Annotated in this window: 12 protein-coding genes; 2 read left to right on the top strand and 10 right to left on the bottom strand. The window is 71.6% G+C overall.

Going from position 1 to position 14285, the window contains the following annotated elements:
• Window positions 1-2 precede the first annotated feature (2 nt).
• On the top strand, window positions 3-1619 hold the full coding sequence (locus HCU73_RS13870) for an ABC transporter ATP-binding protein (RefSeq protein WP_168624069.1): 1617 nt from the start codon (window positions 3-5) through the stop codon (window positions 1617-1619).
• On the opposite strand, the gene HCU73_RS13875 is transcribed toward HCU73_RS13870, so the two are convergent.
• From HCU73_RS13875 to HCU73_RS13900, 6 genes are all read right to left on the bottom strand, one after another.
• Complete coding sequence (locus HCU73_RS13875) at window positions 1616-3031, bottom strand: carnitine 3-dehydrogenase (RefSeq protein WP_168624070.1); 1416 nt, start codon at window positions 3029-3031, stop codon at window positions 1616-1618. The two genes, HCU73_RS13870 and HCU73_RS13875, sit on opposite strands and share 4 nt — an antisense overlap.
• On the bottom strand, window positions 3031-3783 hold the full coding sequence (locus HCU73_RS13880; RefSeq protein WP_168624071.1) for an SDR family oxidoreductase: 753 nt from the start codon (window positions 3781-3783) through the stop codon (window positions 3031-3033). Before HCU73_RS13880 ends, HCU73_RS13875 begins: the two co-directional genes overlap by 1 nt.
• Window positions 3780-4691 carry a 3-dehydrocarnitine:acetyl-CoA trimethylamine transferase BcoG gene (gene bcoG, locus HCU73_RS13885; protein WP_168624072.1) on the bottom strand — a complete coding sequence of 304 codons (912 nt, stop codon included), beginning with the start codon at window positions 4689-4691 and terminating at the stop codon, window positions 3780-3782. The genes HCU73_RS13880 and bcoG overlap by 4 nt, the downstream gene beginning before the upstream one ends.
• Before the next feature lie 70 nt (window positions 4692-4761).
• Entirely contained in the window at window positions 4762-5547 is a 786-nt protein-coding gene (locus tag HCU73_RS13890; RefSeq protein WP_168624073.1) for a carnitinyl-CoA dehydratase, read from the bottom strand.
• Window positions 5544-7571: an acetate--CoA ligase family protein gene (locus HCU73_RS13895; RefSeq protein WP_168624074.1), complete on the bottom strand. Its 2028-nt coding sequence runs from the start codon at window positions 7569-7571 to the stop codon at window positions 5544-5546. Before HCU73_RS13895 ends, HCU73_RS13890 begins: the two co-directional genes overlap by 4 nt.
• 1 nt (window position 7572) lies before the next feature.
• Window positions 7573-8733: an acyl-CoA dehydrogenase family protein gene (locus HCU73_RS13900; protein WP_168624075.1), complete on the bottom strand. Its 1161-nt coding sequence runs from the start codon at window positions 8731-8733 to the stop codon at window positions 7573-7575.
• 96 nt (window positions 8734-8829) lie between these two features.
• On the opposite strand from HCU73_RS13900, the gene HCU73_RS13905 reads away from it, so the two are divergent.
• Window positions 8830-9762, top strand: a complete 933-nt coding sequence (locus tag HCU73_RS13905) for a GlxA family transcriptional regulator (protein ID WP_338052123.1) — start codon at window positions 8830-8832, stop codon at window positions 9760-9762.
• Here HCU73_RS13905 and HCU73_RS13910 read toward each other — a convergent pair whose 3' ends face one another.
• From HCU73_RS13910 to HCU73_RS13925, 4 genes are read right to left on the bottom strand one after another with little or no spacing between them, the layout of a single operon-like run.
• Window positions 9763-10518, bottom strand: coding sequence for a DUF1028 domain-containing protein (locus HCU73_RS13910; protein WP_168624076.1), 756 nt, complete (start codon window positions 10516-10518; stop codon window positions 9763-9765). It abuts the gene before it with no gap.
• Between the two features lie 43 nt (window positions 10519-10561).
• Window positions 10562-12349 carry a gamma-glutamyltransferase family protein gene (locus HCU73_RS13915; protein ID WP_168624077.1) on the bottom strand — a complete coding sequence of 596 codons (1788 nt, stop codon included), beginning with the start codon at window positions 12347-12349 and terminating at the stop codon, window positions 10562-10564.
• Between the two features lie 26 nt (window positions 12350-12375).
• Window positions 12376-13263, bottom strand: coding sequence for an ABC transporter permease (locus HCU73_RS13920; protein WP_168624078.1), 888 nt, complete (start codon window positions 13261-13263; stop codon window positions 12376-12378).
• A complete protein-coding gene (locus HCU73_RS13925) occupies window positions 13260-14204 on the bottom strand; it encodes an ABC transporter permease (protein ID WP_168624079.1) in 945 nt (314 codons plus the stop codon). The genes HCU73_RS13920 and HCU73_RS13925 overlap by 4 nt, the downstream gene beginning before the upstream one ends.
• Window positions 14205-14285 lie beyond the last annotated feature (81 nt).

The following is a 14285-nucleotide window of genomic DNA, read 5'->3' on the forward strand; positions in this document are numbered from 1 at the left end:
CCATGGGACGCGACGTGCTTCTGAAGATCGAGGGGCTGAGGATCGAGGGCCGCTCGGGCGACACCTGGACCGAGATCGTCAAGGGCATCGACCTGACGCTCCACAAGGGCGAGGTGCTGGGCCTGATCGGGGAATCGGGCGCGGGGAAATCCACCGTGGGCCTCGCCGCCATGGGCTTTGCCCGCGACGGCTGCCGGATCACCGGGGGGTCGATCCTGTTCGACGGCATCGACCTGCGCAAGGCGTCCGAGGCGAAGAAGCGCGACCTGCGCGGCGCCCGCATCGCCTATGTCGCGCAGTCCGCGGCGGCCAGCTTCAACCCCGCCCACAAGCTGATCGACCAGTATTGCGAGGCCCCGGTCGTCCACGGCGTGATGTCCCGCGACAAGGCCGAGCACGACGCCATCGACCTCTACCGCCGGATGCAGCTGCCCGACCCCGACGGCATCGGCTTCCGCTACCCGCACCAGGTGTCCGGCGGGCAGCTCCAGCGCGCGATGACCGCGATGGCCATGTCCTGCCGGCCCGACCTGATCATCTTCGACGAGCCGACCACCGCGCTCGACGTGACCACCCAGATCGAGGTGCTGGCCGCGATCCGCGACATCGTCCGGCAGTTCGACACCGCGGCCATCTACATCACCCACGACCTCGCCGTGGTGGCGCAGGCCGCCGACCGGATCAAGGTGCTCCTGCGCGGCGAGGAGGTCGAGGAGGCCCCCACCCGGCAGATGCTGGATGCCCCGCGCGAGGCCTACACCAAGAGCCTCTGGGCCGTGCGCAGCTTCGCCCGCCCCGAACAGCCCCCCGCCGCCGGCACGCCGGTCGTGTCGGTCAAGGGCGTGACGGCGGCCTACGGCACCGTGAACGTGCTCGAGGACGTCAGCTTCGACATCCACGCCGGGCGCACCGTCGCCGTGGTGGGCGAAAGCGGCTCGGGCAAGTCGACCACCGCCCGGGTCATCACCGGCCTCCTGCCGCCGAAATCGGGCGCGGTGCTGTTCGAGGGCAAGCCGCTGCCCCCGGCGCTCAAGGGGCGCACGCGGGAACAGCTGCGGCAGGTCCAGATGATCTACCAGATGGCCGACACCGCGCTGAACCCCAAGCTCAAGCTGCGGGAACTGATCGGACGGCCCGCGCAGATGTACCTGGGGCTGCAGGGCAAGGCGCTGGACGACCGGGTCCGCGACCTGCTGAACCTCATCGAGCTGGAGCCGGCGAAATACATCGACCGGCTGCCCGGCGAGCTGTCGGGCGGGCAGAAACAGCGCATCGGCATCGCCCGGGCGCTGGCCGCCGAGCCGCAGCTCATCATCTGCGACGAGGTCACATCGGCGCTCGACCAGATCGTGCAGGAGGGGATCCTCAAGCTCCTGAACCGGCTGCAGGGCGAATTCGGGCTGGCCTACATGTTCATCACCCACGACCTCGCCACCGTGCGGGCCATCGCCGACGAGGTGGTGGTGATGCAGCGCGGCCGCGTGATCGAACAGGGCCCCAAGGCCGAGATGTTCGCGCCCCCGCATGAGCCCTACACCGACCTTTTGCTGTCCTCGGTGCCCGAGATGGACCCCGACTGGCTGACGCGGCTGCTGGAGAGCCGCGCCGCCGCGTCCTAGCGTCCGATCACCAGCCGGTCGGGCCGCGGCGCGCCGGCATGGGCCGCGGCCATCGCCGCGGCCTTCTCCGCCACGTCCGCCCGCGGCGCCACCACCCGCCGCGTCGACAGGTCGACGTGCAGGAGCAGCGTCTCGACCGTGGCCGCCGGCGTCTCGCCCCCGGTCCAGAACTTGTTCAGCAGGTGCAGCTTGCGCCCGTCCCCGCCCAGAACCTGCGTCGTCACCGTGATCCGGTCGCCGATGTCGATCTCGCTGAAATAGCGGATGTGGTTCTCGGCGGTGAAGTAGCTGAGGCCGCCCGCGATATAGGCGGCATCCGCCCCGATCATCTCCATGAACCGGTCCGAGGCGCGGGCCGACACCTCCATGTAGGGCGCCTCGTTCATGTGGCCGTTGTAGTCGACATAGGTGGTCGGCACCTGCATCTCGACCGTCACCGGCAAGCCGTCCGGCCCGGTCTCGGCCAGCGGCAGCCGCGCCTCGTGGTCGCGGATCACGCCGCCCGCGCCGCTGCCGGTGCGCTTGAGCGCCCGCATGATGCCCACCAGGTTGTCGTCGCGCAGCCGCTCCAGCTCGCGGATGCTGCGATGCCCCGACTGCGCGTCGGACTGCCCCGCGATCAGGTCCACCAGCTCGTCGTTGAACTCGGGCACGTCCATCAGCTTGGTCCAGGGCCAGGTCAGGCAGGGGCCGAACTGCGCCATGAAATGCCGCATCCCGGCCTCGCCGCCGGCGATGCGGTAGGTCTCGAACATGCCCATCTGCGCCCACCGCAGGCCGAACCCCATGCGGATCGCCTCGTCGATCTCCTCGGTCGTGGCGACGCCGTCCTTGACCAGCCACAGCGCCTCGCGCCAGACGGCCTCGAGGAAGCGGTCGGCGATATGGGCGTCGATCTCCTTGCGCACGGTCAGGGGGAACATGCCGATCCCGCGCAGGGTCTCGGCCGCCCTGGCCGTCCTGTCAGCCTCGCCCACCAGCTCCACCAGCGGCAGGAGGTAGACCGGGTTGAACGGGTGCGCGACGATGGCCGTCGCCCCTTTCTCGTTCAGTTCCGAGGGCTTGAAGCCCGACGTTGAACTGCCGATCACCACGCCCTCGGGCGCCGCCGCCATCACCTGCGCCAGCACGCGGTGCTTCAGGTCCAGCCGCTCGGGCACGCTTTCCTGCACCCAGTCCGCGCCCGCGACCGTCTCCTCGACCGTCGCGCAGAAGGTCAGGCTGCCCTCGGCCGGCAGCCCCCGCTCGTAGAGCCCCGGCAGCGACCGCCGGGCGTTGGCCAGCACCTCGCCGATCTTGCGCCCGGCCTCGGGGTCGGGGTCGAAGATCGCCACGTCCCAGCCATTCAGCAGGAACCGCGCGGCCCAGCCGCCGCCGATCACGCCCCCGCCCACGATTGCCGCACGTCCCATCAGGTCGTCCTTTCCGTATGCCCATCCACCGCGAGCGCCTGCCCGCTGATCCCCGCCGCTCCGGGCGAGGCGAGGAACAGCGCCATGGCCGCGACCTCGCCCGCCGTCACGAAGCGCCGGAGCGCCACGCCTTCGGTAAAGCCCGCGCGCACCTCGGCCTCGCTCCGGCCCTGCGCCGCCGCCTCCATCGCCACCACCCGGTCCATCCGCGGCCCCTCGACCGCGCCCGGGCAGATCGCGTTGACCCGCACGCCGTGCGGGCCCAGCTCCGAGGCCAGCGCCTTGGTCAGCCCCACGATGCCCCATTTCGCCGCCACGTAGGGCGTGCGCCACGGAAAGCCGAACAGGCCCGAGACCGAGCTGGTCAGCAGGATCAGCCCCGCCCCCTGCCCCTTCATGACCCGCGCCGCCCAGCGGCAGGTCAGAAAGGCGCCATCGAGGTTGACCGACAGGCAGCGCCGCCAGTCGTCGAAGGCCAGCTCCTCCACCGCGCCCGCCGGCCCGCCGATCCCGGCGTTGGAGATCACCACCTCCGCCCCGCCCCAGTCGGCCTCGACGCGGGCGAGAAAGCCGCCCATCGCGGCCTCGTCCGTCACGTCCGCCACCTCGGCCCGGATCGCGGGATCGACCGCCGCGACCGCCGCGGGGTCCGCGTCGCAGACCGCGACCCGGTCGCCCGCGTCCCGGAACGTCTCGGCCATGGCCAGGCCCAGCCCCGACGCGCCCCCGGTGATGACGACCCGCCGGCTCATCGCGGCGCCCGCTTCACCAGCCCCAGCTTGTCGCGCACCTGCTGCGGCGTCATCACCCGCGCGCCCATGCGCTCCACGATGCCGACCGCCCGGTCGACCAGCTGCGCGTTCGTGGCCAGCACCCCCTTGTCGAGCCACAGGTTGTCCTCGAGCCCGACCCGCACATGCCCCCCCGCCAGCACCGCCGCCGCGGCATAGGCCATCTGGTTGCGGCCGAGGGCAAAGGCGGAAAAGGTCCAGTCCTCCGGCACGTTGTTCACCATCGCCATGAAGGTGTTCAGGTCGTCGGGCGCCCCCCACGGCACGCCCATGCACAGCTGCACCAGCGCCGGGCCGTCCAGCACGCCCTCCTTCACCAGCTCCTTGGCGAACCACAGGTGGCCGGTGTCGAAGGCCTCGATCTCGGGCTTCACCCCCAGCGCCGTCATCATCCGCCCCATCGCCCGCAACATGCCCGGCGTGTTGGTCATGACGTAGTCGGCCTCGGCGAAGTTCATCGTGCCGCAGTCCAGCGTGCAGATCTCGGGCAGGCATTCGGCGACATGCTCCACCCGTTCCGCCGCGCCGGCCATGTCGGTGCCCTTCTCGCTCAGGGGCAGGGGCCGCTCGGTCGGGCCGAAGGTGACGTCTCCGCCCATCCCGGCGGTCAGGTTCAGCACCACGTCGACCTCGGCCTCGCGGATGCGCTCGGTCACCTCGCGGTAAAGGTCGACCCGCCGCGACGGCACGCCCGTCTCGGGGTCGCGGACGTGGCAATGCACGATCGCCGCGCCCGCGCGGGCCGCCTCGATCGCGCTGTCGGCGATCTGCTTGGGGCTGCGGGGCACATGCGGGCTGCGGTCCTGCGTGGAGCCCGAGCCGGTCACGGCGCAGGTGATGAAGACCTCGCGGGTCATGGTCAACGGCATGTCCTGTCCTCCCTTGTCCCGATCCTTCGCACGAAAGATCGCAGTTTGCGGATTTTCCTGCGAAAATCCGCTATTTTCCTTTCCACACCGGGTCGCGCTTCTCGGCGAAGGCGCGCGCCCCTTCCTTCTGGTCCTCCGAGCGGTAGAGGCGTTCCACCGTCTCGAACTGGCTGCGCGTGATCCGGTTCAGCGCGTCGTGGAACCGCATCGCCTCGGCCTCGCGCACGATCTCCTTGATCGCGGCAAAGACCAGCGGCGGGCCGGCGGCCAGATCGTCGGCCATCGCGCGCGCCGCGTCCATCAATTCGCCTGCCGGCATCACCCGGTTCACCAGCCCCCAATGCGCGGCCTCGGCGGCATCGAACCAGCGCCCGGTGAACAGGAGTTCCATGGCGATGTGGTAGGGGATGCGCTTGGGCAGCTTGAGCGAGGCGGCGTCGGCCACCGTCCCCGACCGGATCTCGGGCAGCGCGAAGGTCGCGTGGTCCGCCGCCAGGATCATGTCGGCGCACAGCGCGATCTCCAGCCCCCCGCCGCAGCAGATGCCGTTCACCGCGGCGATCACCGGCTTGTTCAGCCCCCGCAGCTCCTGCAACCCGCCGAAGCCCCCGACGCCGTAGTCGGTGTCGGGTGCCTCGCCGGCTGCGGCGGCCTTGAGGTCCCAGCCGGGGCAGAAGAATTTCTCCCCCGCGCCGGTCAGGATGGCGACGCGCAGGTCGGGGTCGTCGCGGAATTCCGTGAACACCTCGCCCATGATCCGGCTGGTGGCCGCGTCGATGGCGTTGGCCTTGGGCCGGTCCAGCGTCACCTCCAGCACCGCGCCGCGGCGGGCCGTGCGGATCGGAGTGTCGGTCATGGCGTGTCTCCCAGTCGGATCAGGGCGTCGACCGCGACGGCGCGGTCCGGCGTCGCGATCAGGGGGTTGATCTCCAGCTCCATCAAGGCACCGGCATGGGCCACGGCGCAATCCTGCACCGACAGGATCGCGGCGACCAGTGCCGGCATGTCCGCGGACGGCCGGCCCCGGTAGCCCGACAGGAGCGGGCCGCAGCGCAGCCCGGCCAGCGCGGCCTCGATCTCGCTGGCCGTGGCCGGCACGCTCAAGGACAGGGTGTCGCCCAGGATCTCGGCCATCACGCCGCCCGCCCCCAGCGTCAGGACGAAGCCGTGCGCCGGGTCGCGCAGGATGCCCACCAGCACCTCGGCCACGGCCCCCGTCACCATTTCTTCTACAAGAAACGCCGCGCCACCCATCCGCGTGGCCGCAGCCTCCACCGCGTCGGCATCGGCCAGCCCCAGCGCCACCGCCCCGGCCTCGGTCTTGTGCGCGACGCCAAGCGCCTTGAGCACCACCGGAAAGCCGATCTCCGCCGCGCGGGCGGCGGCCTCCCCGGCGCTCGCCGCCTCGGCCCGCCGCGGCACCGGCACGCCGTGGGCGGCCAGCACCGCCTTGCCCTCGGCCTCGGTCAGAAGCCGCACCGCCCGCGGCTCCGGCCCCGGCACCAGCAGCGCCCCCGCCCGCCCCGGCCGCGCCCGGCCCGCGGCGGCGATGGCGGCCAGCCCCTCGGCCATGCCGCAGAGCGGCACGATCCCGCGCGCCACCATCGCCTGCGCGGCGGGTTCCGGCATCGTCTCGGGCAGGCTCGACAGGATCGCCATGGGCTTGCCCGCCGCCGCGGCGGTGTCGGCGACGGCATCGACCACGATCTCCCAGGCCGCGCCGTCGCAACGGTCGGGGCGCGGGAAATCCAGCACCACCGCCCCGATGTCGACCGGCCCGGCCATCATCGCGGTGAAGGTCGCCGTGATCGCGGCCCGGTCGCCCCAGATGTAGGTGTGGTAATCCAGCGGGTTGGCCAGCGCCACCTTGGGCCCCAGCGCCGCCCGCAGCGCCGCCGCCTGCGTGGGCACCAGCGGCGGGCAGACCAGCCCGGTCCGCGCCGCGGCATCGGCCATCAGCCCCGCCTCGCCCCCCGAGCAGGACATCGAGGCGAGCCGCGTCCCGGCCAGCGGCCCGGCCACGTGCAGCAGTTTCAGCGTCTCCAGCAGCTCGGCCAGCGTTTCCACCTGCGCGACGCCCAGCCGGTCGAACAGCGCCCGCGCCCCCGCCGCGCTGCCGGCCAGCGACCCGGTGTGCGACACCGCCGCCACCCGCGACTGCTCGGAGGCGCCCGCCTTGATCGCCACGATCGGCTTGCCGGCCGCCCGCGCCATCGCGGCAAAGGCGCCGAGGTCGCCGATCCCCTCCACGTGCAGCCCCAGCGCCGTGACCCGGTCGTCGGCCAGCACCGCGGCCGCGATCTCGGCCAGCCCCGTCTGCGCCTGGTTGCCGGCCGTCACCACGTAGGCCACCGGCAGGCCGCGGGTCTGCATGGTCAGGTTGATCGCGATGTTCGACGATTGCGTGACCAGCGCCACGCCCCGCCCGGTCCGCAGGCCGCCATGCTGATCGGGCCAGAGCGCCGCGCCGTCGAGCAGGTTGAGAAACCCGTAGCAGTTCGGGCCCAGGATGCGCATGGACCCCGCGGCGGCGACCAGCGCCGCCTCCAGCGTGTCGCCATCGCCGGTCTCGGACTTCGACTCGCGGAAGCCCGAGGCGAAGCAGACGGCACCCCCCGCGCCCCGCTCGGCCAGCGCGCGCACGACCTCCACCGTGGCCCCGCGGTTGACGCCGACAAAGGCCGCGTCGGGGGCCCCGGGCAGGTCGGCGACCGAGGCGAAGGCCGGCAGCCCCGCGATCTCGCGCTTGGTGGCATGGACGGGCCAGACCGGCCCGGCAAAGCCGATCTTGCGGCACTCGGCGATGACATTGGCGCACCACGCGCCCCCGCCCACCACGGCGATGGAACGCGGGCGCAGCAGGCGCGACAGGGGCTGCATGTCAGGCGCCCAGCGGGCGGAAGATCTCGCGCCCGATGATGTGGCGCTGGATCTCGGAGGTGCCGTCCCAGATCCGTTCGACCCGCGCGTCGCGCCAGAACCGCTCGATCGGCAGGTCGTCCATCAGCCCCATGCCGCCATGGATCTGCAGCGTCGTGTCCGTCACCCGCGCCAGCATCTCGGTGGCGTAGAGCTTGGCGCTGGCGATCTCGCGGTTGGCCGGCAGCCCCCGGTCGAGCCGCCAGGCCGCCGCCAGCGTCAGCCAGTCGGCGGCGTCGATCTCGGTGATCATGTCGGCCACCTGGAAACTGACGCCCTGGAACTTGGCGATGGCCTGCCCGAACTGGCGCCGCTCGGCGGCCCATTGGACGGCGTGGTCAAAGCAGCGCCGCGCGCGGCCCACGGAAAAGGCCGCCACCGTCAGGCGGGTGGCATAGAGCCAGGTGTTCATCACGTCGAATCCGCCGTCGACCGCGCCCAGGACCTGGCCCGCCGGCAGCCGGCAGTCGTCGAATTCGAGGATGCAGTTCTTGTAGCCCCGGTGGCTGACCGACCTGTAGCCGTCGCGCACGGTAAAGCCCGGGTGGCCGCGGTCGACCAGGAAGCAGGTGATCCGCTTCTTCGGCCCGTGCGGCGTGTCGTCGACCCCGGTCGCGGCAAAGACGATGAAGAAATCGGCGTGGTCCGCGCCCGAGATGAAATGCTTGGTGCCGTTCAGCACCCAGTCGCCGCCGTCCCGCACCGCGGTGCATTTCATGCCCCGCACGTCCGACCCCGCGTCGGGCTCGGTCATGGCCAGCGCGTCCATCCGCTCGCCCCGGACGGCGGGCAGCAGGTAGCGGTCGCGCTGCTCGCCCTCGCAGGCCATCAGGATGTTCTGCGGCCGCCCGAAGAAATGCGTCAGCGCCATCGACCCGCGGCCCAGCTCGCGCTCGACCAGCGTGAATTCGAGGTGGTTCAGGCCCCCGCCGCCCACCTCCTCGGGGAAGTTGCAGGCCCAGAACCCCATCTCGATGACCTTGCGGCGCAGTTCGGCGGCCAGATCGGGCGGCACCTCGCCGGTGCGCTCCACCTCGGCCTCGTGGGGGTAGATCTCGGTCTCGACAAAGCTGCGGACCGTGTCGACGATCATCTCCTGCTCGGATGTCAGACCGAACTCCATGACGCCCTCCCTGCATCTGCCCCTTGCTAGGAAGCGGCCGCTGCGGGCATCCTGCAGACTTGGCGCCTCATCCTGCAGGATTCGAAAATTCCGCCCGTGCCCACCCCAGGACCGACCCACGTCGCCATCCTCCTGTTCCCGTCCTTCTCCAACCTCTGCCTCGCCAACGCGGTGGAACCCTTGCGCGCGGCCAACACCCTGTCGAAGAAGCCGCTCTACCGCTGGACGCATGTCGGCCTCGACGCGGGCCCGGTGCGGTCCTCCTCGGGGCTGCCGGTGACGCCCGACACGGCGCTGTCGGGGCTGGCCGGGGCCGATTACCTGCTGGTGATGCCCAGCTACGGCCACCGCGATTTCGCCAAGCCCGCCACGCTCCGGGCGCTGCGGGCGGCGGCGCGGCGCTGCGGGGCGGTGGGCGGGCTCGACACCGGCAGCCTGCTCCTCGCCGCCGCGGGGCTGATGGACGGGTATCGCGCGACCTCGCACTGGGACGTGCTGGACGAATTCGCGGAGGGCTGGCCCGAGGTCGAGGTCGTCCCCGACCGCGTGGTGATCGACCGCGACCGGGTCAGCTGCGGCGGCGCGACCACGACGCTGGAGCTGATGCTGGAGCTGATCGCCCAGCACCACGGCCCGATGCTCAGCCTCGACGTGGCGGCGCTGTTCATGCATGGCGAACGGCCCGCGGCCCCCGCAGCGCCCCCCGGCCTCGCCCGCGACCGGGTGCTGCGCGCCGCCGCCGCGCTGATGCGGCGGCACCTGGAGCCGCCCCTGCCGATCCCCGAGATCGCCCGGCGGCTGGGGATCAGCCAGCGCGGGCTGGAAATGCGCTGCCGGGCGGCGGCGGGGCGCACGCCCCAAGGTCTCTACGCCGCGATCCGCATGGCCGAGGCGCAGCGGCTGGTGCAGGACACGACCCTCAGCGTGACCGAGATCGCGGGGCGTGTGGGCTATGCCGACGCCTCCGCGATGACCCGGATGTTCCGGCGCCAGTTCGGCGTCACGCCGCAGGCGCTGCGGACGCGCTGATCAGGCGTCGAGCCGCGTGGCGAAGGACCGGCTGACCCGGCCCTCGGCCTTGCGCCGCGCCTCCTCGGCGGCGATGGCCGCGTCGATGCCGCTGCGGTCGGTCACGCCCGAGAAATTCGCCCGCGTGGGCATGGCGTCGGCCACGTGCAGGAACCGTTCGTGGGCCACGTCGTAGAGACGGCGCAGCTCCCCCAGCGGGTCGGCGTGGTCGTCGGCGCGCAGCGAGATCCACGGGTAATCCTCGGTCCGGTGGATGACCAGCGCCGCGGATTGCGTGCCGCGCTTGTCCCCGCCGGCCAGCTGCCCGGCCTCCATCGCCTTCATCAGGCGTTCGGCGAAGGGCAGGTGCCGGTTCTTCGTGTAGGCGCAGAGCGTGCCCACGATCACCGCCTCGCCCGCCAGCATGTTGCCCGCGACCGACACGCCCTCGTCGGACACGTGGCCGCACCAGTCGACGCAGTTGCGCCCGGTGTGGGCGGCGACGCGCCCCTCGGCGTCGATCATGTGGGCCTGCCGGATCGCCTGGCCGCCGTCGCGGCGGACCAGATCGGCCAGGACCTCGCCGGCCGCCTCGCCGGCGGCCATGCGGTCGGCGGCCTCGAGGCCCCAGATCGGGCTGACGAAGGCCTGGGTGGCGACGGCGCATTTCCCGCCGCGGATATGGGGGACCAGCGCCCCCACCGCGAAGAAACGGCTCGCGACCGCGACACCGTACTGGCCGGTGTCGGGGTCGCGCGCGACAATCGAATAGGTCATGGTCGTTTTTCTTTCCTGCTCTGTGCCCCGGTCTGGGGGGCGGTTAGCGTCCGATCGCGTAGGCCTGCATCAGCCGCGGGGTGGCGGCCGCCTTCAACAGCCCGTCGGCATCGCGCGACGCGGCGGTCAGGCGGCCGACGGTCCAGGGCTCGGCCACCTCGACGTCGTGGCCCTTGTCGCGGAGCGCCTGCAGCACCGCCTCGCCAAAGGCGGGCTCGGCCATCAGGTGGCCGGGGCGCGTGCCGCGCGGGTAGAAGGAGGACTGGAAGTGCCCGGTGTGGAACAGCGGCGCGTCGATGCCTTCCTGCAGGTTCATCTGCCCGTGCACCAGGCGCAGGAACAGGATCAGCTGCCACTGGTCCTGCTGGTCGCCGCCCGGCGTGCCGAAGGCGAGTTGCAGACCGTCCGTTTCCGCCATCGAGGGCGACAGCGTCGTGCGCGGCCGCCGACCGGGCGCGAGCGAGGTCGGCAGCCCCTCGTCCAGCCAGAACATCTGCGCGCGACTGTTGAGCGGCATCCCCAGGCCCGGCACGATGGGCGAGGATTGCAGCCAGCCGCCCGAGGGCGTGGCCGAGACCGAGTTGCCCCAGCGGTCGATGACGTCGATGTGCACGGTGTCGCCGCGCTTTTCGGTCAGGTGGGCCATGGTCGGCTCCCCTGCCCCCACGCCCGGCCCCGCGGCCATGTCGCGGCCCGCCCGCGCGATGGCGGCCTTGGCCCAGGCCTCGTAGCCCGCGATGTGGCCCGGGCGCTGCTCCAGCGACGCGGTGTCCCCGATCAGCGCGCGGCGCGTGGCGGCATACTCGGCCGACAGCAGCGTCTCGACGGGCAGGTCGACGTGCAGCGGGTCGCCGTAGTAGGCCTCGCGGTCGGCGGCGGACAGCTTGATCGTCTCGGTGACGGTGTGGACGAACTCGGCCCCGCGCAGGTCCATCGACGCGACGTCCACGCCCGACAGCGTCATCAGCGACTGCAGCAGCGTCGGCCCCTGGGTCCAGAGCCCGCCCTTCCACACCCGCCAGCCGTGGTAGTCGACCGACAGCGGCGCCTCGTAGGTCGCCTGCCACGTCGCCATGTCCTGCCCCGTCAGCACGCCCTTGCGACGCGCGCCCGCGGCGTCCATCACGCAGGCGTCCCGCAGGTAGCTGTCGATGGCTTCCGCGATGAAGCCCTCGTAGAAGGCCCGCCGCGCGGCCTCCATCTGGCCCTCGCGGGTCGGCGCGGTCTCGGCCTCGGTCAGCAGCCGATCCCAGGTGTCGGCGAGGTCGGGGTTGGCGAACAGCGCGCCGGCCTTGGGCGCCACGCCGCCCGGCATCCAGACGGCATGGGAGGTCGGCCATTCGTCGCGGAAGAAATCCCCCAGCCCCGCGATGGTGTTGGCCACGCGCGGCAGCACCGGGTGGCCGTGGCGCGCGTAGTAGATCGCGGGCGCGAGGATGTCGCGGAGGGCCAAGCTGCCGTGGTCGCGCAGCATCAGCATCCACGCCCCGAAAGCGCCCGGCACGACGGTGGCCAGCAGGCCCGAGCCCGGGACCAGCGTCAGCCCCTCGGCCTTGTAATGCGCGATGGTCGCGCCCGCGGGCGCGGTGCCCTGCCCGCAGACCATCACCGGCGCATCGGCCCCCGCCGTCCGCATCAGGAGCGGCATGTCCCCCAGCGGCCCGTTCAGGTGCGGCTCGACCACCTGCAGGGTAAAGCCCATGGCGGCGGCCGCGTCGAAGGCATTGCCGCCCTGCTCGAGGATCTTCATCCCCACCGCCGAGGCGATCCAGTGGGTGGAGGTGGCGACACCGAAGGTGCCGGTGATCTCGGGGCGCGTCGTGAAACTCATGGACCTGTTCCTGTTGCCGTCTTTTTTCAGTGGTCGCGGGGATCGAGCGCGTCGCGCAGCCCGTCGCCGAGAAGGTTGAAGCCGAGCACCACGAGGAAGATCGCGGCGCCGGGGTAGAGCGCCATCCAGGGCGCCTGTTCGAGGAAGTTCTTGGCCACGTTCAGCATCGAGCCCCAGCTGGGCGCGGGCGGCTGCTGGCCGAGCCCGAGGAAGGACAGCGACGCCTCGGCGATGATCGCGGTGGCGATGGTCAGCGTCGACTGCACCAGGATCGGCGGGAAAATGTTGGGCAGGATGTAGCGGGTCACCAGCGCCCAGTGGGTCAGGCCCACGGCGCGGGCGCTTTCGACGTAATCCTCGGTCATCACCTGCATTGTCTGGCCTCGGGCGAGGCGGATGAAAATCGGCATGGCGCTGAGGCCGATGGCGATCATCGCGTTGGTCAGCGACGGCCCGAGGAAGGCCGCCAGCGCGATGGCGAGGATCAGGAAGGGCGCGGCCAGCATCGCCTCGGTCACGCGGCTGATGGCGGCATCGGTCCAGCCGCCGAGATAGCCCGCCATCACCCCCAGCGGCACGCCGAGGCACACCGCGATGGCGACCGACACGACACCGGCCAGGAGCGACGCCTGCGCCCCCCAGACCATGCGCGACAGCACGCTGCGCCCGATCTCGTCGGTGCCGAAGGGATGCACGGCGGACGGCGCCTGCCGCACCGCCAGCCAGTCGGTCGCCGTCGGGTCGACGATCGGCAGGAGCGGGGCCAGCAGCGCGACGATGACGAAGAAGGCCACGATGGCGCCCCCGAGGAGCGCGGCCTTGTTGGCGCGGAACTTGCGCCAGACGCGGCTTTGCTTGCGGGGCAGCGCCTCGGCGGCGGCGGCGGCGGCGGGGGTGGTGGCGACGGTGCTCATCTGTCCCTCATGCGCGGGTTGAGGACGCGGTAGGCCACGTCGGCCAGAAGGTTCATGAAGATGAAGGCGACCCCGGTGCACAGCACGATCCCCTGCACCACCGCGTAGTCGCGGTTGAACACGGCATCGACGACCAGCTTGCCGAAGCCCGGGATGGTGAAGATCTGCTCGGTCAGCACGGCGCCGGCCAGAAGTTCGCCGAACAGCAGCGTGGTCACCGTGACGATCGGCACCAGCGCGTTCCTGAGCGCGTGTTTCACCAGCACCACCCGCTCGGCCAGGCCCTTGGCCCGCGCGGTGCGGATGTAGTCGGATTTCAGGACGGACAGCATCGCCGACCGCGTGTGGCGCATCAGCGTGGCGGCGATGCCCGTGCCCAGCACGAAGGCCGGCATCAGCATGGTCTTGATGGATTGCAGCGGGTCTTCGGAAAACGGCTGGTAGCCCGAGGCCGGCAGCCAGCCCAGCTGCACGGAAATCAGCAGGATCATCATGATCCCGAGCCAGAAGTTCGGCACCGACAGGCCGGACAGGGCCACCACGTTGGCGACCCAGTCGATCCAGGTGCCCTTCTTGTAGGCCGACAAGACGCCCGCCGGCACGCCGATCACGATGGCGATCACCAGCGCCATGGTGGCCAGCTGGATCGTGACCGGCAGCTTCTGCGCGATCAGCTCCAGCACCGGCTGCTGGGTGCGCAGCGAGATGCCGAGGTCGCCCTGCAGCGCGTTGCCGATCCAGGTGAAGTACTGGACGATGATGGGGTCGTTCAGGCGGTACTGCTCGCGCAGGTATTCCAGCACGGCCGGGTCGCGCTCCTCGCCGGCCAGCACCAGCACCGGGTCGCCCGGCAGCAGTTTCTGCAGCGTGAAGACGAAGATCGAGATCAGGATGATCGTCGGGATCGCGATCAGCAGGCGGCGTCCGATGAAGGCGAGCATGGGCGGCGCTCCGGGGCTGCGGGGGACAGGGGGGAAACGGGAAACCGGGCCGCGCGGGGAGAGAGAGGGTCGCGCGGCCCG

Origin of the sequence: Roseicyclus persicicus (assembly GCF_012395815.1) — a bacterium.
Taxonomy (GTDB): domain Bacteria; phylum Pseudomonadota; class Alphaproteobacteria; order Rhodobacterales; family Rhodobacteraceae; genus Roseicyclus; species Roseicyclus persicicus.

Bases quoted from the DNA above. Each gene is read 5' to 3' on its own strand.
- HCU73_RS13875 (WP_168624070.1), bottom strand. From the start codon at position 3,031: ATGGGACGTGCGGCAATCGTGGGCGGGGGCGTGATCGGCGGCGGCTGG.
- HCU73_RS13925 (WP_168624079.1), bottom strand. From the start codon at position 14,204: ATGCTCGCCTTCATCGGACGCCGCCTGCTGATCGCGATCCCGACGATC.
- HCU73_RS13915 (WP_168624077.1), bottom strand. From the start codon at position 12,349: ATGAGTTTCACGACGCGCCCCGAGATCACCGGCACCTTCGGTGTCGCC.
- HCU73_RS13900 (WP_168624075.1), bottom strand. From the start codon at position 8,733: ATGGAGTTCGGTCTGACATCCGAGCAGGAGATGATCGTCGACACGGTC.
- HCU73_RS13920 (WP_168624078.1), bottom strand. From the start codon at position 13,263: ATGAGCACCGTCGCCACCACCCCCGCCGCCGCCGCCGCCGCCGAGGCG.
- bcoG (WP_168624072.1), bottom strand. From the start codon at position 4,691: ATGCCGTTGACCATGACCCGCGAGGTCTTCATCACCTGCGCCGTGACC.
- HCU73_RS13895 (WP_168624074.1), bottom strand. From the start codon at position 7,571: ATGCAGCCCCTGTCGCGCCTGCTGCGCCCGCGTTCCATCGCCGTGGTG.
- HCU73_RS13890 (WP_168624073.1), bottom strand. From the start codon at position 5,547: ATGACCGACACTCCGATCCGCACGGCCCGCCGCGGCGCGGTGCTGGAG.
- HCU73_RS13880 (WP_168624071.1), bottom strand. From the start codon at position 3,783: ATGAGCCGGCGGGTCGTCATCACCGGGGGCGCGTCGGGGCTGGGCCTG.
- HCU73_RS13910 (WP_168624076.1), bottom strand. From the start codon at position 10,518: ATGACCTATTCGATTGTCGCGCGCGACCCCGACACCGGCCAGTACGGT.
- HCU73_RS13870 (WP_168624069.1), top strand. From the start codon at position 3: ATGGGACGCGACGTGCTTCTGAAGATCGAGGGGCTGAGGATCGAGGGC.